This is a genomic window from Saccharothrix ecbatanensis, from assembly GCF_014205015.1.
GTDB classification, from domain to species: domain Bacteria; phylum Actinomycetota; class Actinomycetes; order Mycobacteriales; family Pseudonocardiaceae; genus Actinosynnema; species Actinosynnema ecbatanense.
The window spans coordinates 1131815-1154851 of record NZ_JACHMO010000001.1 but is presented as its reverse complement, the minus strand read 5'-3'; the positions used below and the strand labels follow the sequence as shown (position 1 = coordinate 1154851).

General features: G+C 67.1%; 20 protein-coding genes. 4 read left to right on the top strand and 16 right to left on the bottom strand.

Annotated features, from left to right (window positions below; genetic code table 11):
- The first annotated feature begins 3 nt into the window (after positions 1 to 3).
- The gene (locus tag F4560_RS05240) at positions 4 to 2505 is read left to right on the top strand and encodes a type IV secretory system conjugative DNA transfer family protein (RefSeq protein WP_312868499.1); all 2502 of its coding nucleotides are present in this window, start codon (positions 4 to 6) and stop codon (positions 2503 to 2505) included.
- Between the two features lie 31 nt (positions 2506 to 2536).
- On the opposite strand, the gene F4560_RS05235 is transcribed toward F4560_RS05240, so the two are convergent.
- Positions 2537 to 3538, bottom strand: coding sequence for an outer membrane protein assembly factor BamB family protein (locus F4560_RS05235; protein WP_184916979.1), 1002 nt, complete (start codon positions 3536 to 3538; stop codon positions 2537 to 2539).
- Between the two features lie 337 nt (positions 3539 to 3875).
- On the opposite strand from F4560_RS05235, the gene F4560_RS05230 reads away from it, so the two are divergent.
- A complete protein-coding gene (locus F4560_RS05230) occupies positions 3876 to 4913 on the top strand; it encodes a replication-relaxation family protein (RefSeq protein ID WP_184916976.1) in 1038 nt (345 codons plus the stop codon).
- Positions 4914 to 4922: 9 nt separating this feature from the next.
- The gene (locus tag F4560_RS05225) at positions 4923 to 5882 is read left to right on the top strand and encodes a C40 family peptidase (RefSeq protein WP_376775418.1); all 960 of its coding nucleotides are present in this window, start codon (positions 4923 to 4925) and stop codon (positions 5880 to 5882) included.
- 1257 nt (positions 5883 to 7139) lie between these two features.
- Here F4560_RS05225 and F4560_RS05220 read toward each other — a convergent pair.
- The 7 genes from F4560_RS05220 to F4560_RS05190 form a co-directional block, all read right to left on the bottom strand.
- On the bottom strand, positions 7140 to 8000 hold the full coding sequence (locus F4560_RS05220; RefSeq protein ID WP_184916970.1) for an N-6 DNA methylase: 861 nt from the start codon (positions 7998 to 8000) through the stop codon (positions 7140 to 7142).
- Positions 8001 to 8092: 92 nt separating this feature from the next.
- Positions 8093 to 9073, bottom strand: a complete 981-nt coding sequence (locus F4560_RS05215; protein WP_184916967.1) for a DUF4192 domain-containing protein — start codon at positions 9071 to 9073, stop codon at positions 8093 to 8095.
- A 17-nt stretch (positions 9074 to 9090) separates the two neighbouring features.
- Positions 9091 to 9822, bottom strand: coding sequence for a hypothetical protein (locus tag F4560_RS05210; RefSeq protein WP_184916964.1), 732 nt, complete (start codon positions 9820 to 9822; stop codon positions 9091 to 9093).
- Between the two features lie 193 nt (positions 9823 to 10015).
- Entirely contained in the window at positions 10016 to 10870 is an 855-nt protein-coding gene (locus F4560_RS05205) for a hypothetical protein (RefSeq protein ID WP_184916961.1), read from the bottom strand.
- 30 nt (positions 10871 to 10900) lie between these two features.
- Positions 10901 to 11377 carry a hypothetical protein gene (locus F4560_RS05200; protein WP_184916958.1) on the bottom strand — a complete coding sequence of 159 codons (477 nt, stop codon included), beginning with the start codon at positions 11375 to 11377 and terminating at the stop codon, positions 10901 to 10903.
- 47 nt (positions 11378 to 11424) lie between these two features.
- Positions 11425 to 12069 carry a hypothetical protein gene (locus F4560_RS05195; protein WP_184916955.1) on the bottom strand — a complete coding sequence of 215 codons (645 nt, stop codon included), beginning with the start codon at positions 12067 to 12069 and terminating at the stop codon, positions 11425 to 11427.
- A gap of 590 nt (positions 12070 to 12659) precedes the next feature.
- Positions 12660 to 15287, bottom strand: coding sequence for an AfsR/SARP family transcriptional regulator (locus F4560_RS05190; protein WP_184916951.1), 2628 nt, complete (start codon positions 15285 to 15287; stop codon positions 12660 to 12662).
- Positions 15288 to 15583: 296 nt separating this feature from the next.
- Between F4560_RS05190 and F4560_RS05185 the strand changes: the two genes are divergently transcribed.
- Positions 15584 to 16636 carry a hypothetical protein gene (locus F4560_RS05185; RefSeq protein WP_184916949.1) on the top strand — a complete coding sequence of 351 codons (1053 nt, stop codon included), beginning with the start codon at positions 15584 to 15586 and terminating at the stop codon, positions 16634 to 16636.
- A gap of 461 nt (positions 16637 to 17097) precedes the next feature.
- Here the strand turns inward: F4560_RS05185 and F4560_RS05180 are convergent, their stop codons facing one another.
- From F4560_RS05180 to F4560_RS05145, 8 genes are read right to left on the bottom strand one after another with little or no spacing between them, the layout of a single operon-like run.
- Positions 17098 to 17556: a TadE/TadG family type IV pilus assembly protein gene (locus tag F4560_RS05180; RefSeq protein ID WP_184916946.1), complete on the bottom strand. Its 459-nt coding sequence runs from the start codon at positions 17554 to 17556 to the stop codon at positions 17098 to 17100.
- 35 nt (positions 17557 to 17591) lie between these two features.
- Entirely contained in the window at positions 17592 to 17996 is a 405-nt protein-coding gene (locus F4560_RS05175) for a TadE/TadG family type IV pilus assembly protein (protein WP_312868492.1), read from the bottom strand.
- A 55-nt stretch (positions 17997 to 18051) separates the two neighbouring features.
- The gene (locus F4560_RS05170) at positions 18052 to 18246 is read right to left on the bottom strand and encodes a hypothetical protein (protein WP_184916940.1); all 195 of its coding nucleotides are present in this window, start codon (positions 18244 to 18246) and stop codon (positions 18052 to 18054) included.
- Positions 18247 to 18304: 58 nt separating this feature from the next.
- On the bottom strand, positions 18305 to 19201 hold the full coding sequence (locus tag F4560_RS05165; protein WP_312868490.1) for a type II secretion system F family protein: 897 nt from the start codon (positions 19199 to 19201) through the stop codon (positions 18305 to 18307).
- Complete coding sequence (locus F4560_RS05160) at positions 19198 to 20058, bottom strand: type II secretion system F family protein (RefSeq protein ID WP_184916937.1); 861 nt, start codon at positions 20056 to 20058, stop codon at positions 19198 to 19200. The genes F4560_RS05165 and F4560_RS05160 overlap by 4 nt, the downstream gene beginning before the upstream one ends.
- Positions 20055 to 21488, bottom strand: a complete 1434-nt coding sequence (locus F4560_RS05155) for a TadA family conjugal transfer-associated ATPase (RefSeq protein ID WP_221483346.1) — start codon at positions 21486 to 21488, stop codon at positions 20055 to 20057. Before F4560_RS05155 ends, F4560_RS05160 begins: the two co-directional genes overlap by 4 nt.
- A complete protein-coding gene (locus tag F4560_RS05150) occupies positions 21485 to 22312 on the bottom strand; it encodes a CpaE/TadZ family protein (protein WP_184916931.1) in 828 nt (275 codons plus the stop codon). The genes F4560_RS05155 and F4560_RS05150 overlap by 4 nt, the downstream gene beginning before the upstream one ends.
- Positions 22312 to 23001, bottom strand: coding sequence for an SAF domain-containing protein (locus F4560_RS05145; protein WP_184916928.1), 690 nt, complete (start codon positions 22999 to 23001; stop codon positions 22312 to 22314). Before F4560_RS05145 ends, F4560_RS05150 begins: the two co-directional genes overlap by 1 nt.
- Positions 23002 to 23037 lie beyond the last annotated feature (36 nt).

The window sequence follows — 23037 nt, the reverse complement described above, 5'->3', positions numbered from 1 at the left end:
GCTGTGCCGCAATCCATTGCCTACTCCCACTCGGGAGGCATCGCTGAATCCCTCGTGGGCGACTACCTGCGCGACCCGTGGTCCGCATTCGAGACGCTCCTCGGCGGCCTCCGCGACGTGGTGGTGGCGTGGGGACCGCTTCTGAGTCCCGCTGTGGTGCTCGTCATCGCAGGTGCGGTCGTCGCACGGTCGCAATGGCGGCGACGGTTCCACGACCGACTCACCACCGACGCCCGGTTGATCACCGTGCTCGCCCCGCCGACCGTCGATCCGACGGGAGCGATCACCGTGTGGTCCAACCTGGTCGGGCTGCTGCGGCCAGGTTGGCGGCGACGGTTCAGCGGCCAGCCCCACCTGGTGTTCGAGTTCGTCTTCGACGCCGACGGCGTTCGGATCCACCTGTGGGTGCCCGGCCTGGTCCCGCCCGGCATGGTCGAGCGAGCCGTCGAGGCCGCGTGGCCGGGCGCGCACGCACGCTCCTCCCCCGCCATCCCGCCACTTCCGATCGCCGTGCCGAACGGCCAACACCTCGAAGCGGTGGGGGGCGAGTTGCGGCTCGCGCGCGGCGAAGCCCTCCCGATCCGCACCGAACACCGAGCCGACCCGATCCGCGCTCTGCTGGGCGCCCCGGTCGGTCTCGGCCCCAACGAACGTGCCTGTGTCCAGATCCTCGCCCGCCCGGTCGCCGGACCCCGGGTGACGAAGGCCCGCCGGGCTGCTCGCCACATGCACTCCGGCCGGTCCGTCACCCTGGTCGGCAGGCTGCTCGACGCCATCACCCCCGGCCGCACTCCGAAACAGGCCACCACGGCACGGACATCAGACCACCAGAGCAACCTGGTCCACGCCGCCCTCGATCGGGCGGTGGTGGAGAAGCTGCGCGGGAACCAGTTCGAGACCCGGGTCCGCTACGCGGTCACCACCACCGTCACCGACGACACGACCGCCACGGAAACCCAGGCAGTGCGCGACGTTCTGCGCGGCCGTGGACACGCAATCGCAGGAGCCTTCGCCGCCTACTCCGAACACAACTACTACAAACGCGTCCGCCTCCGTCGACCGCTCACCACCGTGGCCCAACGCCGTCTCGGCAAGGGCGATCTCCTCTCCATCCCCGAACTCGCCGCGATCGCACACCTACCCGTGGACGAGGCCACACCAGGCTTGCAGCGAGCCGGCGCGAAGGCCGTGCCACCACCTCCGGGCATCGCCAGTGTCGGCGAGCAGGTCAAACCGTTGGGTCACAGCGATGCCGGGCACTCCCGTCCGGTCGGCGTGCGTGTAGCCGACGCCCGCCACCACATGCACATCCTCGGCGCCACCGGATCGGGCAAGTCCGAGCTGATGGCCCGGATGATCCTGGCCGACGCCGAAGCCGGGCGCGGAGTGGTCGTGATCGACCCCAAAGGCGACCTCGTCAGCGACATCCTCATGCGTCTGCCCGAGGAACTGGGAGAGAAGGTCGTGCTCTTCGACGCCGACTCCCGCAGCCGTCCGCCGGTGCTCAACCCGTTGGACGGCAAGGACAAGACGCGCGCGGTGGACAACCTGGTCAGCATCTTCTCCCGGATCTACGCCGCCTCCTGGGGCCCCCGCACCGACGACATCCTGCGCGCCGGGCTTCTCACCCTCACCGCGATGCCCGGCACGCCGACGTTGACCGACCTGCCCAAACTCCTGACCGTGCCCGCGTTCCGGCAACGGGCGTGCGACCAGATCGACGACGACGTGCTGAAAGGCTTCTGGTCCTGGTACGACGCGCTGTCCGAAGCCGGACGCGCGCAGGTGATCGCCCCGCTGATGAACAAGGTCCGCGGATTCCTGCTGCGGCCGTTCGTCCGCGCAGCCATCGCCGGCGGCCCTTCCACCGTAGACATGGAACACGTGCTCGACAACGGCGGAATCTGCCTGGTCCGCATCGCCCGCGACGCCCTCGGCATCGAAACCGCCCAACTGGTCGGCTCCATCGTCGTCGCCCGCACCTGGCAGGCCGCCACCCGCCGAGCCAGGATCCCCCAACTCCAACGCCGTGACAGCGCGCTCTACATCGACGAATGCCACAACTTCCTCAACCTGCCCTACCCCTTGGAGGACATGCTCGCCGAAGCCCGCGCCTACCTGCTCAACATCGTCCTGGCGCACCAGTACATCGGCCAACTCGGCAAGGAACTCGAAGAAGGCATCAGCACCAACGCCCGCAACAAGATCTTCTTCACCAGCAGCCCCGAAGACGCCCGACGACTCGCCCGACACACCCACCCGCGCCTGAACGAACACGACCTGTCCAACCTCGGCGTCTACCAGATCGCCGCCCGACTCGTCGTACACGGCGAGGAACGACCGGCCTTCACCGCCGTCACCGAGAAACTCCCACCCGCCATCCCCGGACGCACCAAGACCATCCGCCAAGCCGCCAAGGTCAACACCCTGCGCCCCGCCACCGAGACCGACCGCGAGCCGGAGCGCACCGGACAACACCCAGCAGACCCACGTCGCGCCACCTAGCCGCTGTTCCCCTCTGACTGGTGAAGGGGTGCTACTCGTGACTCGCACTATTCCCAACTCGAGCGGCGAGCAGCGTCCCCTTCGCCATCGCCAACACCCGTACGGAGTCGAGAGTGCGCAGCGCGCGGATCCTCCGGGACACCGTGACCCGCGTGATGACCTGTCCGTCGGCGTCCAGGTGGAACAGAGTTCCGTTCGTGCCGGCGACCACGAATCCATTGCCTACCGGGACAACCTGATCAACCAGAGGTTGCCGGACATCGACCCTGCGCAACACACGACCATCGCCTGGATCCGCCACAGTGAAGCCGGCCTCACGGTCGTATATCCAGAGCAGACCGTTGACGTGCACCGGCGCCGAGAACCCGAGATCACTCTCGGCAAGAACGACCTCGCGCACTGTCCCCTCCGAGGGTGCGATCTCCACCACGGAACGCGAACCACACCGCACCAGGAAACCGCGACCGTCATCAGTCGTGAACACTGCCTGATTGTCGTGACCGACGAGCGGTTGCGGCAAGGACCATGAAGTGAGCTCTCGGAGTTCCTGTCGGTCGATCAACCTGACCATCGGGCTGCCAGGCTCACCAATCAGGAAGCCACCCTCAGCGACGACAGGGCGCACGGTGTGCACGCAGTCATCCGTTTCCCATCGCACCTGCCCTGTAGCCGTGTCCAACACACGCAGAGGTGTGTACCCGCGCCAGCCACCGACGAGGACCACATCGCCGGCCACTACGAGGTGCCCGGTGAACCGGCGGAGATCACTGCTCCAGATGCGCTCACCCGTATCCAGGTCCAAACACAACAGCTTGTCAGGGTGCTGCGGCAGCACCAGGCAGCGCCGGCCAGTGATGACGACCGCCCGGGGCCAGTTGCCGACGTGGACGTCCCATCGCGTGGAGCCATCCGCTGGATCGACACTGACCAGCCTGGTGTGTCGCTCATGGACCACCAGTGCGTCCGCAGCGACCGCGAGGCCGGAATCCGAACCGGCCTGATGCAGCTGCCTCGCCCATCCGACATCGATCACCTCGATAGTCCACCAAACCTTCACCGCTCAGGGCAATCTGCTTTCCAACTCCTACCCGCCCTCACGGAACCTGCGCCGGAAAACTCATTCCTCAGCTTCGACGAGTGCGCTATTGGGCGGCCTCGCAGGCAGCGAGGTACTCCGCCAAGCTGGCTTGGGCGAGTTTGGCCCAAGAGTGGGCGGTGCCGGGATGGATGCCGAACAGGTCGCTCACCACGATCGGCGGAAGCTCAGTGACAGCTTCGATCATGGCTGTGTCGCGGGCAGCGAGGGTGGCAAGCCGTTTTGCCGCATCAGCGTGTAGACGCCCACCTGTTTCCGGAAGGCGGTCCGCTCCGTGATCACCAACCCCACACCTCAACGCGCGCTGCGCGGACATCTACCCCGACGACCCACCCCGCGCGCGGCCACCACCGGCCAACACCACGCCCAGCTCGCCGGACGGCTCACACCACGCGACCGATGGCTCGCCCGGATGCTGCACGAACACCGTGTCCTCACCACCCACCAGATCACCGAACTCGCGTTCCCGTCCGTCCGGGCGGCCAACCACCGCCTGCTGGACCTGTTCAAGTGGCGGGTCGTCGACCGCTTCCAGCCCTTCGTCACCACCGGCACCGCACCCATGCACTACGTCCTCGACATCGCCGGAGCCGTCGCCCTGGCCTACGAAGACGGCCTCGACCCCGGCAAGATCGGCTACCGCCACGCCGACGCCATCGGCATCGCCCACTCACTACAGCTGGCCCACACCGTCGGCATCAACGGCTTCTTCAGCACCCTCGTCGCCGCAAGCCGACACCCCGGCGCACGAGGACGGCTGACCACCTGGTGGTCGGAGAAGCGCTGCGGCCGGCTCTTCGGCGACATCGTCCGCCCCGACGCCTACGGCCGCTGGCACGAAGACGGCCACCGAATCGAGTTCTTCCTCGAATTCGACTTCGGCACAGAAGACCTGACAACCCTCTCAGGCAAGGTCCGCCGCTACGAGAAGCTCGCCACCACAACAGGGATCACCACCCCCGTCCTGATCCGGCTCCCGACCACCCGGCGCGAAACCACCGCCCGACAAGCACTCTCCACGGCACTATCCGAACTGGACCGGGCCACGCTCGTCCCCGTGGCCACAAGCTCCTCGGACCTCGTCCATACGGCCGGAGCCGCCGACGCCGCCGCTGCTCGATGGCTGCCACTCCCCGCCACATCCCGTCACCCGGCAGGTCGGCTCCGGCTCGTCGAACTCGCCCACCTCTGGCCCCACAACGACCACGCCACAACAACCCCAACGCCGCCCACAACCCAGCCGGCGGCCGCAGGCCTCACACCACCGGCTCCGCATCCACCCTCATCGACCGCCGACCGCTTCCGGAGATGAGCCGTGAAGATCGTCCTCACCTGTGCCACGGCAACAATCGGCGTCGTAGTCCTCATCGGCGCCACCGCCCCCGCCATCGTCAGCTCACTGTTCGGCAACAGCCGCACCCAACCCAGCCACGAAGCGCTAGCCGACATCCCAGCCGACTACCTCGCCCTCTACCACGCCGCAGCACCCCAGTGCCCAGGGCTCGACTGGACCATCCTCGCCGCCATCGGCAAAGTCGAAACCGACCACGGCCGTTCCCCACTGCCAGGCGTCCACAACGGCGAGAACCACGCCGGAGCCGGAGGCCCGATGCAGTTCCTCACCGCGACCTTCGACGCCACAACCGCCGAACACGCCATCCCGCACGGCGGTGCCACGCCACCATCCCGATACAACCCACACGACGCCATCCACGCCGCCGCCCACTACCTCTGCGACAGCGGAGCCAACCAAGGCGACCTGCGAGCAGCCATCTGGGCCTACAACCACGACCACGACTACGTCGACCAAGTACTCGCACAAGCCACGAAGTACGCCAACGCCGCGACCGGCACCGGAGACTGCAACGCCATCCAGGCACCCAACCCCGCAGCACTCGCAGCCATCAACCACGCCTGCGGCCAACGCGGACTGCCCTACGTCTGGGGCGGCGACGGTCCCCACGAAGGCGGCTTCGACTGCTCCGGCCTCACCAAAGCCGCCTACGCCGCCGCCAACATCCCCCTACCCCGCACCGCCCAAGCCCAATACGACACCGGCCCCCACGTGCCACCCGGCCAACCCCTTCAACCAGGCGACCTCGTCTTCTACGGCACCCCCGACAACATCCACCACGTCGGCCTCTACCTCGGCAACGGCCTCATGATCAACGCACCCGACTTCGGCCAACCGGTCCAGACCGACAACCACCGGTACCAGGGCGACGACTACGCCGGAGCAACCCGCCCGACAACTCAGGCGTACGCCACCAGCCAGGATTAGCAGCGTCGCCTGTACACGAGCCCTCACGAGCATCCGAACGATGTCGGACTGAGAGACAACTGGTCGTAATCGCCTGTCCACCGGCAAACCGATGCTAAAACGGCTACTCCTCCCCTAAAGTAGCTGGTCAAGAAGTGTCTTCCCCGCGCGAGCGGGGGTGGTCCGCGATGGCCGAAGGGGACGTGGATGAGGCTGATGTCTTCCCCGCGCGAGCGGGGGTGGTCCGCTGTGGCGCACCGAGACCACGGGGGCCCTGTCGTCTTCCCCGCGCGAGCGGGGGTGGTCCGTCCTGGCACTCGTCTCCCGTGACGCCGACGGCGTCTTCCCCGCGCGAGCGGGGGTGGTCCGGTCATCGAGGAGATCCGGGAAAAGCGGATCCGGTCTTCCCCGCGCGAGCGGGGGTGGTCCGTTCACGTGCACCGTCCCGTCCGTCTGCTTGTAGTCTTCCCCGCGCGAGCGGGGTGGTCCGGTGAAGCCCACGAACAGGTCCGGCGTTTTGCCGTCTTCCCCGCGCGAGCGGGGGTGGTCCTTCGTCGAACGGGTTGCGGCTCATCGGGTCTCCGTCTTCCCCGCGCGAGCGGGGGTGGTCCCGTCTTCAGCGCGTCAGCGAACCCCACACGGGTGTCTTCCCCGCGCAAGCGGGGGTGGTCCGCAGGCGTTGGCGGACGTCGGACGTCGGCGATGTCTTCCCCGCGCGAGCGGGGGTGGTCCCCTGCCCGCGACGTAGGTGACGTCGACGTTCTCGTCTTCCCCGCGCGAGCGGGGGTGGTCCGTCGGCGAACAAGGACGAGTGGGTCGCCTACGCGTCTTCCCCGCGCGAGCGGGGGTGGTCCCTCGGCGTTCATCAGGCCGCCGCCTCTCCGGTCGTCTTCCCCGCGCGAGCGGGGGTGGTCCGCGGGCGTCCAAGCCGCGAGCCAGCCCTCTTCCGTCTTCCCCGAGCGAGCGGGGGTGGTCCGTAGTGGGCCAAGGTCCCGAGCGTCAGCGCGTCGTCTTCCCCGCGCGAGCGGGGGTGGTCCGGTCGTCCGCATCCACCGCCAGGACCACGAACCGTCTTCCCGCGCGAGCGGGGGTGGTCCGGCGTGGCGCTCGGCCGCGTGGTGGATGGGACAGTCTTCCCCGCGCGAGCGGGGGTGGTCCCCGCAAAGACACTGTCCGAGGCGCAGAAGGCCGAGTTCTCCCCGCGCAAGCGAAGGTGGTCCCGGCGACGCCATCGCGGCACCTCCAGCAGGCCGCGTCTTCACCGCGCAAGCCGCCCACCTACGAGATTCGTTCGCTGTCCAATCCCACTACATCGTTGACCGCGCGCAGGAGGCAAGCGTCACGCGCGATTTGAAGCGTATCCGCCCGTTCGGCGACTGCCCGCGCGGCCCAGTCGTCGGTGAGGCTATTTCCCACGCCGAGAACGACCTTGTGGCCGAGCTCCCAGAGGACGGTGTTGACGGCGAGGCAGGCGATCGCGAGTTCGTCGGTGTCCACGGCCCACCAGGTGACGGTCGTGGGGTCACGGCCAGCGGCGCGCATGGTGTTCGCTGTCGCGCGCAGAAGCCCTCCGGTGCCGGCGGCGGGGTCAAGGAACGTGCTCCCATCCTCAGGTGGGCCTTGTAGCGCGGCCATCGCCATGCTGATGTCGGCTGGAGTGTAGAACTCGCCGTGAGTGGTCTTGGCCGTGCGCGAGCGCAACGCTGCCAGCAGTAGGCCTAACAAGTCGACGTCTCGGCGACGCGTGGTGCCGGTGAGGTCGAGTTGTCCGGCGTTGATGGTGGCGTCTGCGACGCTCTTGGCGGCCTGCAATGTGGTGCTGTCGGGTGGCGTCTGGCCACACCAGGTACGGATGAGTGGCCAGGCGCGGTTGACTAGATCCGGTCTGGCGCGGACGAACAGTTTCCACTGCAGGGTCATGAAGCGCGCGAGTTCGTGTTCGTCGGCGGCCAGTAGCCAGTCCGCCGCTTCCGTGCGCTCGTCGACAGGTGGAGCGATGAGAGCCAAGGCGGCGACGACGGACACCGGTACTTCCAGTGGGCCGGACCGGTGTGCGCTGTGCCAGGCTTCGTCTACGGCTTCGGCGATGTCGACGGCGTGTCGTTGCACGTCGTGGTTGGGGTGCTTTTGCGAATGCATTTGGCTGCCTCGGTGGTGGTGCCGTTGGAGTTCAGGCCGGGTGGCGGGGCAACCGCAGGCGGTCGTGGCCCGCGGTTGCCCTCGGGACGTTGTCAGCCCAACGCCCCGTCAAGGGCTTCTCGAAGGCTGTAAGGGCTCATCCCCACGTTCAGCGCACGCCGGAGCAGGTTGGCCAGGCAATGATCTGGATCCGCCTCCAACGCCTTGCCGACGGCGATCCCTGCCAAGGTGCCTTCACCACGCAGGTACACGGCGAAGGCGTAGACGGCTGCCGCGTGCGCTCGCCACGGTTCGGGCAGTCCGCGCACCATCCGCAGGACCAAGCGTTCGGCTGCGTCAGCGTGGTCACCGGCGCATCGTCCGACCCATTGGTCCCGCATCAGCGGGTCGGACAGCATGGTGCCGAGCGTGGCGAAATCGTGGTCGGTGAGTTCGAAGTCGCCTTGTTCCGCCCGTTCTACGGCGGCGTCGAGCACCTCCTCGTCGGGCACCGGTGCCAGATCGTTGGCGACGAGCAGTTTCGCGCGTCGTTCGAGGACTTCCGGTGAGGCGTCGGTTGCGAGCAGATCGACGAGTTGTTCACGGCTGTCGAAGGTCACGCGGCCAGCTAGGGCGTTCTCGGCTGCGGCCGTCGTGGCGTTGGGGTCCGGCACGGTTCCGCGCCGACCGGGTTCGTCGTAGGTGCACCAGGGTGCGCCTTCACGGGTGGACGCCGCCCACACCTGGCAGTTGATCACCACGCCGAGCTCGGCCAAAGCGGTTACCAGGCGTCGGACCAGTTCCGCCCCCGGTAGCGGGTCGGGTGGTTCGTCGACGTAAGGCCGGCAGATGACAGCTAGCGACGCCTCCACCGCTTCGAGGCTTCCTACGATGCGGATCAGTTCGTCCATCGCATGACCTTCGTCAGCCTGTGACGGGAGGACGACCCTGAGCACGGCTCCCAGCATGTCGGACGTGTCGGCGTCTGTGGTCACCAGGACGAGCGAGTTCGTGGGGTGGTATCCCAGCAGGTGCGGAACCGATGCGACGAAGTCGGCGGGATAGGTCGGGTCCATGTGCGGATCGCTGTTCACGGCTTCTCCTCCAAGGCTCAGATGTCCCAAGGACGGTGGTCGAGGACTTGCGGCGGGTGGTTGTCGAGCCAGAAGACGATTTCCGCCCAGGTCAACCCTTTGAGTTCCGCAGACTGCGTGCTGATGGCCGCGAAGCGGGCGCGGTCGGACAGCGTCCAGCCGAGTGCGGATAGAAGATCGGCGGCACTGTGGGTGTCGTGGAAGGTCGCCCACGCCTCGGGCACGCCGAGTTGTGCGACCACGTGTCCCATCAGCGATGCGGGCATGCCGTTCTCGAACAGCCGCAACGGGGTGGCGGTCACGTTGTCCGGCTGGGCTTGCGCGACGTCACGCAACAAGGTCAAGAGGCCGATCTCGTCGAGCTGGTGATCCTCGGGATTGGGCGGGTAGTGCACCGCGCCGGGTTCACGGTGTTCGGACCGCACGGCGTCGCGCCACGACCAGCCCCGGCATTCGAGGAGCCAGACCCCGTCGGCGAGTGCTTCGGCCGGTCCGGTCAGCGGTACACCGACGGACGGGTAGACGGCGTGTGGGGAGTCCCCCTGGCACTGGGCCTTGTCGAACGTCTCGGCGGTGACGCCCAGGCCGGCGAGGACGGTCGCGTTGATCGTGAACGGATCGCCGTCGACGAACCAGGGCGGGGCTTCGCGCTCGTAGTCGTAGAACAGTTGGGTGCTCGGGTCCTCCTGCTGGAGGACGCGCAGCATTCTGGTGTACAGCTCGGCGTAGCCGATCTTGCGGGGTTCCATGGCAGTTGTCCTGTCGCGTGAGCGACAGCAGCACGCAAGGCAACCGGGAGCAGGCTCAACCGGTCGGGTGATGCGGGTCGGCGGAGCGCCTTCCGGAGAAGGCTTCGCACGCCCCGCCGACCACCACACAACACCACTTCCAAGGGAAGGGCGTCGTCCAGGGTAGTGCAGCCGGGTGCCTTCGTGCTCGCTGTCAGGCTGTGGGTGCGGTGGGCACCGGAACGGTGAGTGCGGCCCAGCAGGTCGCGCGGAAGTCGCTGTCCGTGAGGCTGACGCTCTGGCTGAAGTCGGCGGGTACTTCCAGGAGCCGGACCTCATGGGCCGTCGAACGGCACTGTTCAGCGAACGACCGGGCCTCAGCGACGCGTCCGGCGGTGGTGACCACTACAACCACGTCGGCCAGTCGCATGGCCGCAGGTGTGAGCGGGCTGTCCGGTGACCCGATGTTGATCACCACAAGGTCGTGGTCGGTCCGGGAGACACGCACCGCCCCGGTGATTTGGAAGTCCGTTGGTGGCGGTCCCGCAGGGTCGGCCACGCGCAGTTGTCCACCTGGCTGACCGGATATCTCGTCATCGACGTCGTCAACGTAGGAGTTCACCGAGCCCGGACCGCTGTTGTGATCAAGAACGATGCACACCTGTCCCAGCGAGCAGCTCTCCAACGCCACAGCGGCAGCGACGATCGCGCTCGCATCGGTGCCGGCGGTACTGAGGACCGCCACGACCAGGCCACCTCGACCGACGTCGCGGACCACCGCCCGCAGGTGCGGCCAACCGTCCGGAACGAGCATCACGTTTCCCGCTCCCAGGTCGGTGGCGTGACGCCACAGCGCCTTCTCATGCGCCCCGTCAGTCACGATGACGACACCCTCACGGAGCGGGAATCGTCGGGCGATCAACCCTGGTGCTGCCACCGCATCGACCACGATCAGATCGGTGTCACGCCACTGCTCGGCGGTGACGTCGCTGTAGTGGACGATGTTCACCGGCGGACCGTCGAACCGGTTGAACAGCGACCCGCAGAAGCCCGGTCGCGTGCTGATCATCAAGACATCGTGGTTGCTCATCGTTCCCCCTCAACCGATCAGGCACGTACCGGCGTGCAGCGCGGTCAACGGCTTGTGTGGAGTCGAGTCGCCAGGGTGCGGGACGTGCAGCACCAAACGGCCCGCAAGCTCGCCCGGCGCATCGTCCCGGACGCGACGGACTTGGAAACAGAACGCTCCACGGGGATCACCGACGCTGATCGACACCGTGACGGCGTCCTCTGTCTCGTCGACGTTGATCGCAGCGCTGTTAACCCAGGCCAACGGGACGCGCTCCGGCACATGTGGGCCGACGTCCGGACCCTCGTCCACACTCGGAACGTACGACCAGCACTCGGACTCACCGGAGGAGTCGACGTAGCCGGTCACGGTTTCGGTCAGCGGCTCACGACAAGCGGAACAGCGGTACGCGGATGCGGTCTCCCAAGGGAACTCGATCGACACGGTGACGGAATCGTCCTCGACCAACTGGCTCTGTTCGTTGTCGACGTGCAGGACTGCGGACATGGCACACCTCAAGACACAGTGGACGGATGGCGCGTTGCGCCGAGGAATCAAGCGATCCAACCGAAAACGGCGGCGGCAACGTGCCGCACGGCGTCGTCATGACGGAGGTTGACGGCGGACGTCGCGGTCTCGCACACCCAGTCGTTGCCCTCAAACCCGTAGTACGCCCCGTATAGCTCGTCCTCGTCGCAGTCCAGCAGGGCGTCTGAAGCGTCACCGTCCGGCGCGTAGTCGTCGAGGTCGCGCGCAAGGTCGGAACGGATCCATGACGACCAAGCCTCGTCCGCGATCTCGTCCACGTACGAGCTGTGCACGCACTCGTCCACGATCGGGTAGTCCCTCAGTGCATCGATCGTCTTCACGAGAGACGCGAGGATGTCGCCATCCGGGTCATCGGGCAGCAGGGCACCGCACGGCAGGGCAAGCCCAACCGAACCGTGAGGTCCGTACAGGTGGACGAACGTGTCGTGCCCGAAAATCTCGATCAACGCGCGCACGTTGGCCGCGTCAAGATCACTTCCGCCGTAGTCCGAGTAGGACACCGGCAGTTCCACCAAGTCGATGTTGTCGTACGTGCCGGCAAGCCGGACGTTGTCGTAGGCGACGTTCTGGCCGTGTTCGATCCCCTCCCGGGCCGCATAGCCGTACGCGGTCAACGGGGCACAACCCGCCTCGCGAAGACTCTCGAACAATTCTTCGATTGACTGCGATCGGACGCACTCCAACGTGACGTGACCCATGATGGCCACTCCCTTTCAGTGGATTGTGTGACCCAGTCCGACATACGGGGTGCGAATCCCGTCCGACTGGATTTCTTACACTTCCAATATTAGATCCGCATCAAGCGACTCGCAATGGCTATCACCCATTCGATTCATGATTCTTTCCACTGCAACATAGGGGCCGGAATCTTTCATGTTCGCAATACACGGGGACAGCCACACAACCGAATGGAGCGATACACAATGAATAAACTCGGGCATTCAAGCAATCACGCATACACGGAAAGTTGGACATAAATGGAATAAACACCAACAGATAAACGCAAGGGTTGAATGACGCATCAGCCAAACATGCACACAGACCGCCGGTCCACCTCACAGCCCGACTGTTCATACGCCTGCCGGCCACCAAGTCTGGCGCTACACCGGTAGCCCTCAAAGGGCCCCTGAGCTGGACTAAGGACCGGTAGGGCGACTACCGACCTAAGAGGTAGCCACTCTGGACCGTCAGCCGGTAGACGGCCGGGACACCCTGTCGGCACGTTCAGATTGGTACGGCATCATTGAGAAGACGTCGCCGAACGGGCACTCCGACCTTGAAGCGATTCGGCGAGTTCTACGGTGTCACCGCCGGGCCGCTCGCCGATTTCATCCAGTGTCGCGGCCAGCAGTTTAAGAGTTCGCGGGATGGCGGCAAACCGCCCAAGTCGGGCCTGGTTGCGAATGATATCGCAGTAGACACCCTCGTTGTACGGATCAAGTCTCCGGGTCTGCTCCAGCAGCGTCAACGCAGCTTCAGGCTCGTCGGTGCCGTGGGCACGAATCAGGACGGCGAGGGCGTCGAGAACGTCGCGGCGGAGGGATTCACGGAATGGCTCGACCCATGACGCGATGACATCCTCCGCGAGGTCGCCCTGGTAGAGGTCGATCGCGTCACGGAGTTCACCGAGGGTTTGGTCACGCGTCAGCCTGGAAGCGGGTAGTACCTGGTGCAGCCGACCGTAGTCGGTGGAGATCAGCGTGGGGTTGAGGCGGTAGCGGCCGTCCTCGTTGAGGATGAGGTCGACGATCGTGCGGTCCGTGGCTCGACTGAGGGCTCGCCGCAGCAGGGACAGCGCGTTGTGCAGCGAATTGAACGGGCGCGGCGGCCGACTGTCGGGCCAGACCGCCTCGTTGAGGGCTTCGCGGCGCACGCCTTGAGGGTGGAGTGCCAGGAAGGCGAGCACTTCCCGCTGCTTCGGAGTGAGCGTCCCGCTCAGTGCCCGTGTGCCGCCGTCTTGGTGGAGTTCCAGTTCGACCGGACCGAGCACTCGCAAAGTCAAGGGCCGTCGAACCTCCTCTTGCGCCGCTCGATCCCGCAGTGGCTCCGGTGCTCGCGGCGGCGGCTTGTCCACCTGGATGACGTCTCCAGATTCGGGCATCGCGTGGTCGACCGCAGGCCCGTGATCCTCGGATGGGCATTCTGCTTCTCCAAGCAGCGAAAGGAGTTCGGCGCCATCGGTGGAAGGAAGGGTGAACAGACGTGTGTCGGCAAGGACGTCGCCCAGACCGGCGCTGGTTGCGCTCACCGTGCCGTCCGGGCGAACGCGTGCGGTCGCCCCAGAGCGCCACTGGCCGAGGAAGATGGCTGCGAGCCCCACAGTCGAGCCGTTGTCGAGCACCGCTTGCAGTCGGCGTTCAGCGTGCGGAGAAGGGGCGGCGAACAGTACGAGCACTCCGGTCTCAGGCTTGACTTCGTCTTCGACAAGTTGGCGGGTGCGCGTCAGCAACGCGGCTTCCATCTGGTCGAGCGCGGTGTCGAGGGACTCGACCACGACGATGGCCGAGGGCAAGCCGCCAACCGCGGTATCGCTGAAGATCCGATCGAAGTCCGCAGCGGGAACGAGGATCCGGACAGATGCGGCAGGCTGTCCCCCGTGGGCGAGCAGGTGCAGCAGCAGTGCGCGAACAGCGGCTGTCGCACCTGGACCCACGAGCCCGAGGCCGCGGGTGCTCATGAGGTTGAGTGCGACGTCCCGGCCGTCGCGCACGCCGATCGGGATCGACGAGAGCTCTGCGCCGTCGTGCGGGGCGAAGCCGGATGCCGTCACATCGGTCGAAGTGTGCTCAGCCCAAGACGTGGCGGAGCCTTGGTCGCCGTCTCGCTCGTGAACGAGGCGCAGCGCTCGCACCACCGGGGCGATGGGGCGATGAAGGTCGGAACGTCGCCCGCTGCCGATCCTGTAGCGGCGGCGGTGCCACATCCGGTTCGCAGCCAGGGCTGTGACAACGGTTCCGGCGAGGATGAAGCTGACGAACACCCCGTACCCAAGGTCCGCCCCGGCGGCCTCGTCACCTGCGGCGTTGAAGGACGTGTCTGTCTCAGGGGACGCCGACTTCGAGTTCGGCGACGGCGGCCTCGACGAGTCTGGTGGCGTGGTTGTGGGCCGTGGCGGTTCGTCAGTCGGGACCGGTCGCGGCTTGTCGTGTGGCAGTTCGGTGGCCGGCCACGTAGATACGGAGACGTAGGCGGTGATCTTCCAGCCAGGCTGGATCAGGTGGGGAACCTCAAGGGCACGGCCGTCCGGTTGCACAATGCCGAGGTTGAGCCGGTAGAGCTCCGGCCAGCGGTTGCCGTCGTGCAGGATGCGCTCCGAGACCCGCCACAGGCTGTCGTGGATGCCGTTCTGCGGCACCCGGACCTCCTCGGTGACCTGCACCATGCCCGAAGGCGCGGCGGCCACGGGGGCACCGGCCGGATCGGCGTGCTGCGCGGCAACAAGCCGGACCGCACCGGGGTGAAGGGGTGCGCTGACAGCTGCCGGATGGGCACTGGCCACGGAGGTGCTCGCTGGCGGGGCACCGTGCGCGCGGTTGGTCAGGAGGGTCACCACGATCGTGCCCACGAGAGCTGCAACGAGACCGTTCAGCGGCCCGGTGCGATGGACCACCGGCCACGTGACGCCCAGAGCCGCCTCAACCGTGCAGCGCAGGACATCAAGGGCAAAGAAGAACCACACGATCCAGCACAGGCAGGCAAGCGCGTCGAGCAGCACCCGCGCGTTCATCGGACTGAACAAGAGGGCTTGGATCTCGTCGACGGTCGGGATGTGGTCGGGCAACGGCCACCCGACGAAGTGGATCAGAGCACCGGGCAGTCCGACGAGCAAGGCCGTCAGCCCGGTGAACGCCAACAGACCGTGCAGCACCCGCCCGGCTGTGCGCACTATGTTCCCGACCGGCTCGTAGCGCTGAGGACTGCGGTGCCGACGTGTCATGGCCCGACCTCTACGGCTGAGGTGCGTGAAATGTCGTAAGTCTGCTCGGCGATTCCAGTCCGAGGTCGGGCCTTTGACTTGGTAGCCAGATCGAGTGGCGGGCACACCGACTCGGGCTGTCCACCCACCCGTGGCCAACCGCGACCGGTACGGATCTGGTGAGTTTCGACTCCGTCGACCGCGAAATACGGTGGGTCACGCCAACGGCGGCGTGATCGAATACACCGGTGGACGATGACGACTGGGCTCAGCAGCGCGAACAGAGGGATGCGGCACGGCGTGCGGCGGTGATGGCGCTGCCCACGGTTCGGGCCCGTCACCACGCCCAACTCGTTGCGCCACAGCAGGGTGACGTGCGGATATCCGCGTCGGTCGGCCCATCGGGCGAGGTCGTGGCGTTGTGGTCGGCAGCCGAGGACCTCTCGACGTTGACATCGACCACGACGCAGCCGGGATGGGCCACGTTCCCAGATTCCCTGGCGCCGCGACCGGCCGCGGCACGAGTGACCGTGCACGCACCAGACATGGTCGTCGCCGCTCGCATTCCCAGTCTTCCGCTGGCGCACCCCTCGGTGCAGCCGCTGCCCGACGGCCAGGTCCTGGTCGTGGGCGCCCGGTGTCGGTGGCGGCCGGACGGTCCGGACCGCAACGCGATCGTGTACGACTCCACCGGAGCGGTGCTGGCCGAACACACCCTCGGCGACGGTATCGAACACGTCCAGACCACCCGCCGCGGTGAGATCTGGGTGGGCTACTTCGATGAAGGGGTCTACGGCAACTACGGCTGGGGCAATGTGGGCAGTGAGCCGCCACTGGGATCGTGTGGGCTTACCCGGTTCTCCGCCGCTTTCGCCCAGGAATGGCGATACCCGTCGCATGAGGACAACCCTTGGGGCGGGATCAGCGACTGTTACGCGCTCAACGTCGACGGCGACACGACATGGGCCTGCTACTACACCGACTTCCACGTCGTCCGGATCCAGAATGACACGGTGACCGGATGGCACAACGACATCCCCGGAGCCAGGGCCCTCGCCGTGGGTGGGTCTCGCATCGCGCTGTACGGCGGTTACGGGCCCGATCACGACAGCCTGGTCGTGGGTGTCCTGAGCGACGATCGCCTGCACGTGACCAGCGAGTATCGGCTCGTCCAACCCGACGGGCGGCCACTGCCCCCGACAGCGCACGTCGTCGGCAGAGGTCCCGACCTTCACGTTCTCGTCGACGACAACTGGTGGCAACTGCACATCGAAGACATCCCCGGGGAACCGGCCCACTGAGCCAGACGGGAACGCTGTGACCGGCCGATCCCGGTAGAAGGGCCGCGCTTGTCCGGTGCCCGTGACGGAGATCGAGTCGATGGTGACCAGCCCGAGCAGCAGCGTGGGTTGGTTGACGGTCACGGTGACGTGCACGGTGTTGCCTATGACGGAGACGGTGCCGGTGTGGCCGGTGTCAGCGAGGTAGTCGCGGGCGGCGGTGCCGGCCTGGTGGGGTTCCAGGCGAAGGGTTCCGTCGGCTCGATACGCGACGAGGTCGATCTCCTGGGCACCTGCTCGGGCGGCTTCCTGCGCTTCGCCGAGCGCACGGCTCTTGGCGGCCAGGGCAAGCCCACCATCCAGCACGAGCCCGGCGAGCAACATGAACGCGGAAACGATGATGACGACGAACGCGGTCACGGCACCGTGTTCGTCCCGGCGCAGCCGATGCCAGGCTGTGCGGCCCGTCGAAGCATCCGGTGTCATCGGCTGCCTCCCTCCCGAGCCGACGAAGCGGTGCCGCGCCACCGGTCGACCGGTGACGAGAAGCTGGATTCGAACGTGCGGGAGCCAGACACGCCGAGCAGGGCCAAGTCGTCGAGTCCGACGGTGCAGGCCACGGTGACGGTGACCGTCGAGCCTGGTCGCAGCCCTTGAAGGTCGGCGGCCACCCTCAAGGACCGGCAGGCGACACCGGCCTCTGCCAGAGCAGTGGCGGCCGTGGCCTCGGCGTCGGAGAGCGCCTGGATAGGTGTGCGTGCCAGCGTGGCGGCACGTGCAGCCTGGTGCGCGACGTCGTTGATGCGCAGCTTCGTCTCGGCAAGCCGACCGCACAGCACCACGAACAGCAGCACCAACACGAGCAACGGCGTGAGCAGGGTGAGTTCCGTGGCGGCCGATCCTCGGTCATCCAGACGGATCGAGACGACCCGGGCGGACACGGGACGGCTCCGGACGCGTCGGCCGGTTCCCCTGATCACGACGTCGCTCCGCTCACGGTCGGCGGGACGTAGCGTTCGACTGGACCTGCGGCCTCCGCGTGCACTTTCAGGTCGAGGAACGGAACAACCGCCGTCGCAGTGCCCGTGATGCGCATCGAGGCCGAGACGGTGCCCCGATCCGCGCTGATACTGACTCCCCTCAACGGCCCGCGTGCGAGGTCGTCGAGGACCCGTTGCGCAGTGGCGGCACCGAGTTCGGCGCTGCCACCGTGGGTTCGTGCGGCGGCGAGTCCCTGTGACGCCGCAACCTGGGCAATGTGGGCCGCGTGCGACCACAGCGCGAACTGCACGATGAGCAGCAGCATCAGCAACAACAACGGTGTGACGAGCGTCAGGTCCGCACTCACCGCGCCGCGGTCACTCCCGAGGACATCCTTCACCAGATGCAGCCTGCGTCCTGCCTGCCGGTGGTGCCGCCGGGTTGGCGTGGCCATCTCACGCCAGACCCAGGTCGATGCTGTTCGCCTTGGCGATCAGCTTCGCCGCGATGACGCCCATGACCGCGATCGCGAGCACGGCGAGCATCGCGATGACGAGCACGGTGCTGGTGATCTCGCCGCGGTCCCCGGATCGGCGCAAGAGCTGGATACGGGCGTCGAGCACGTGCCAAATGACCTTGATGGTGAACATGAGGGTGTCTCCGATCGTTGTGAAGGCTCCTTCGTGAGGGCGATGCGCCCTGGGAGTTCTAGAGCCCGCTCAGCACCTGAGCGAGCGCGGGATATCCGATGAAGACGAGGAATCCGCCGAACAGCGTCACGACCGGCAGGCTCATCCGTTCGGTCGCCGATTGGGCTTCGCCTTCAGCGTCGGTGAGTTCACGGGTGCGCAGCGCGGTGGCTTTGGCTGCCAGACCGGCGCGGACCCGGGCTCCCTCGGTTCCGGCCAGGCTGACCGACGCGGCCAGCTCGGAGAGCTGGTGCACGCCGAGTTCGGTGCCCAGCCGGCCAAGGGTGGACCACGGTGTCGTTCGGGTTATCCGGGCGGTGACCAGTGCGTGGCGGATTTGCTGAAACGCCCAGCCGTTGCCGACGCCAACGGCATCCGTCAGCGCTCCGTCGACTCCGGCTCCACCGGCAAGCAGCACCCGGATCAGGTTGAGGTACGCGCCGAGGGCGTGTCGGAACGTCGAACGCCTACGCTCGGCTTCCTGACGCACGCTGAGGTCTGGAAGCAGGAACCCGACCACGGCCAGCACGAGGCCCGTCACGGCCGGAACCTGCCATGACAGACCTAGCCCGACGGCGGTGAGCAGGACGTCCACGAGGACAGGCAGCGCCAGCCCGGTCATGGCCAGGATCGCCTTCCAGGCGAGGTGCTGGTCAGTCCCCTTGCCCAGGACCGCGAGGTCGTCGCGCAGCCGCTGAGTGGGCAGTCCTAGCTGGAGCAGCGGTCGGATGAACGGCTGCCCGACTCGCAATGCCCAACCGCCGGAGTCGGTGGTGAGAATCGGCGGTGGCGCGGGTGTGGCATTGAGCCGACCGAGCCGGGCGGCCAGAACACGGCGAGGAGGGAAGACCCAAACCCACAACATCCACAGTCCGGTGCCAAGCGCGGCACCGAGCATCGCAGCGCTGATGATCACAGGCTTCCCTCCCTCGTGAGGTCGGTCAGAAACCGCTCCGTCCCACGTATCCGGGCGATCGTGGCCAGCCAGGTGAACGCGACCGCGAACGACGTGCCGACCACCAGCAGCACGACCTGGCCGAATGCCCTGTCGTAGGGCGCGAGGTAGCCGCGGTTGAGCAGCACCAGTCCGGCGGCGAAGGCAAGCGTGGTGATCACGATGACGCGCACGTTGGTCCGCGTCCGCATGCGGCCGGCCTCAATCCGCATGCGCATGAACGCCTGCTCCCGCGCCTCACCGGCCAGTTCGCCGAGCAGGTCCGCCAACTGCCTGGCCTGGTGCTCGGACGCGAGGACGAGCGCCGAGATCACCAGGTCCGCGGTGGGGTCGCGGAGTCGATCAGCGAGCGTGCGCAGGGACGGAGCCAGGCGCTCTCCACGCTCCAGCCGAACCGCGAGGTCGGTGATCTCGTCGCGGATGGCGGCCGGGGACACCGGTGCGGTGGCCAGGATGGCCTGCTCCAAGCCGGCTGCGGCGGCCAACGTGTCCCGCAGCATCTCGGTCCACCCGGCGATCGCCTCGATGCGTTCCAGGTTCCGCTTGTGGTCGACGTCGGACCCCAGAACGCGCGGCAGACCGACAACGGCGAGCGCCGTCAAAACGGCGCCGACGACCCAGCCGGTGCAGAAGCCGGCGGCCAGGCCGACAACCGCGGCCCCGGCAAGCCTCGCGATCTGCTTGCGGTCGTGGTTCTGGGCGAGCCACATGCGGATCCGTGATGGCGTCGGGCCGGTGTTCTGGCCGCGCAGCCCAGTGCCGATGAGCACGACCCCCATGCCCACACCGCCGGCGAGCAGGCCGAACATCGCTGTCATGGCTGCCACCACCCTTCACGCCGCTCAGCCAGGTCGGGGTCGTAACCGGCGTCGACGAGCAGGTCGAGGGTTTCCGCGCGCAGCGGCGCACCCGGCACGGCACGCAGGTTCGGACCTGGCCTCCACACCTCGTTGGACACGACCTGGCGGTCGTCGGCGTCGACGACTTCGCGGATGGAGGACACCACGCGCTTGCTGTTGTCGTCGCGGGGCTTGTCCAGGTGCACCACGAAATGCAAGGCCGACGCGACGAGCAGGTTGGTCGCCTCGATCGGCAGCCGCTCGGATCCCTGGACTGCGTAGGCGGCTAGCTTTGTGAACGCGCCACGGCTGGAGCTGCTGTGCAGGGTGCCCATGGAACCGTCGTTGCCCATGGACATCGCGTTGGTCAGCGGGATGACCTCCGGGCCGCGGACCTCGCCGACGATGACCCGATCCGGGGACATGCGCAGTGACTGCCACACCAGGTCCGACAGGGAGATCTCGCCTTGCCCCTCGATGTTCGGCTCGCGGGCCTGCATCGCCACCACGTCCGGGTGCGCCTCGGCATCGTCACCCAAGGCGAGTTCGAAGACGTCCTCGATGGTGATCAGCCGCTCCCACGGTGGGATCGCGGACGCGAGACCGCGCAGCATGGTGGTCTTCCCGATCGCTGTGCCCCCGGTGACGAGGATGTTGCGCTTCGCACGCACCAGGGCGGTCAGGAAGCTTTCCAACACCAGGTCGATGGTTCCGTTCTCCCTCAGCTCGGCCAGGGTGACGCGAGCGAAGCGGTGGCGACGGATCGACACCGACGGCCGGTCGGTGACGGCCATGACCGCCGACACACGTTCACCGCCGGGCAGTTGGAAGTTGACGATTGGGCTGCCGCGGTCGAAGCGGCGTTCCTCGACACCGCTGCGGGTGGCCAGGTCGCGGATGAGGTCGACGAGTTCGTGGTCGGAGCCGACCAACGGCGCCAGGTGCGCTCGCCTACCGTCGGCGTACTTCACGAACACCCTGTCGCCGTTGACGTTGATGTTCTCCACCGACGTGTCTGCCAGCAGTGGTTCCAGCCCTGCGAGGCCGAAGACCTCGTCGAGCACGGCGGTGATCACCCGTTGTTCGGTGTCGGGATCTACCAGCATCCCGCCGGTCGCGGAGTCGCGGAGTTCGTCCTGAGCATGGACTTCAGCGACCTCATGCAGGATCGACTCGGCCAACTGCTTGCGCTGTGTGGAACCGATCGGCACGCGGCCGGAGCTCTCGTCCCCTTTGATGTGCTCGCTCAGGCGGGTGGACAACTCCTCGCGGAGGCGCTTACGAAGTCGGTTCACCGCTGCGGCTTCATGGGTCGACTGGTACGGAGGTTCGGAAGGCCCGGACAGGGCCGGGTACTGCGCGCCTACGTCGTTTGACGGCTCGATCTCGCCGAATCTGGTCGTGGTCATGAGCATGCGCCGTTCCGCAATGATGTCCCCAGCGGCTGTAGGCCTGCCTCGGGCACGGACCGATTAGCAGTGAGAACCTGCCGCGGCACGCCGGAAAGCATGCCGTTGTCCGCCGCCTGCGCCCGTGCCGCGATCAACTGCGCGATCTGCGCGGCGGCGCGACCGAGGGTCGAGCGCATCGGTCCCGACCGGACGTTGCCGTGCCCGCACAGCACAGCAGCCCCTTTGTCATCCTGCGGCACGCGGCCCATCACTGGAATTCCCAGCACCTGCGACACTTCACGAGTCCCGTAGCCGTCACCGACCAGAACGAAACCAGGCCGCCGCGACCACCGCTGAGCCGTCGTAAGCCTGAGCGCGACGTGTGAGAGCTCGTCATCGTGAGGGCGGGCGAGGAGGACCATCGCGTCCGCGCTGCGGATGATCGGCAATGCGGGTGAGTCCGGGTCGACCCGTCCGCAATCCGCGATCACCGTCGTACCAGGCTGATCGGCGGCGCGGCGCAACGGAGACGACAGATCCAAGGCACTGAGCGAAGCACGTGCCTGCTCCGCACCGACCGGCCCGATCACGATACGCAGCCCCGATGGCAGCAGTTGAACATGCTGGGCGAGCAGGGTCGGGTCGGTGTTGCGTCGCGCGGCGGCGGCCATGGTGACCAGGCCAGGCGAGTCGTTCAAGCGGAACCGGACCATCAGGTCGCCGCCCGCCGGATCGGCTTCGACCAGGATCGGGTTCTCCCCAACCGGCCATCGTGCGGCCAAGGCGGTAGCGAACGTCGTGACACCGGGAGATCCTTTGAGGGAACACACCACGACGAGCATCAACGTCCACCTCCCGCGATCATGACCAGACTGAGCTGACCGGCAGGCGCCGAGGCCAGTGCTTTGGCGTCCCCTTCCGGCAATTGCAGCGAGATCACGGTGATCTGGTCGGTTTCGCTCGCGGCGAGCCCGGTGACCACCGCGGTCCATGACGACGTCCGTACGTCGGCAGACCCAGCCCCTTGCGTCGCGGTCGCGAGCACGATCACCGTGGCTCCAGGCGCGATGTCGGGTGGGAACTGTCCTGGCTTCAAGCCCAGCGCCGCAATCGCGTCGCCACGAGACGGGACCTGCGGTGTGCCGAGTAGGGATCTGGTCACCAAAGACCCCTCAGGCAGGTTGTAGGCCACTGGCCTACCGACCACTGTGGACACTGCCGCCGCATGAACCAGGTCCACACCCGAGTCGGTCGTCATGCTCACCTCCTCGAGGTCCCGGGCCGTCAGGACCTGCCCGACCACAACGGATCGCGCCAATACCAACACGCTTTCCCTACCCGCCCACTCCGTTACGGCGACAACGCCTCCAGCAGCGCAGCCCAGCACCAGCAGGACACCGACGAGCAGATGCGGGAGCCTGCGACGACGGCCGCCGCCGAAGCGTGAAAGCGCCTTGCCGCGGTCGCGGCCTGCCCACGCGCTCGCCGACGCGCCGGCCGTCTCCTTCGTGTGTAGAACAGAAGCGGTCATCACCGACCTCCTTCAGGCATGGAGCCATCGCGACAC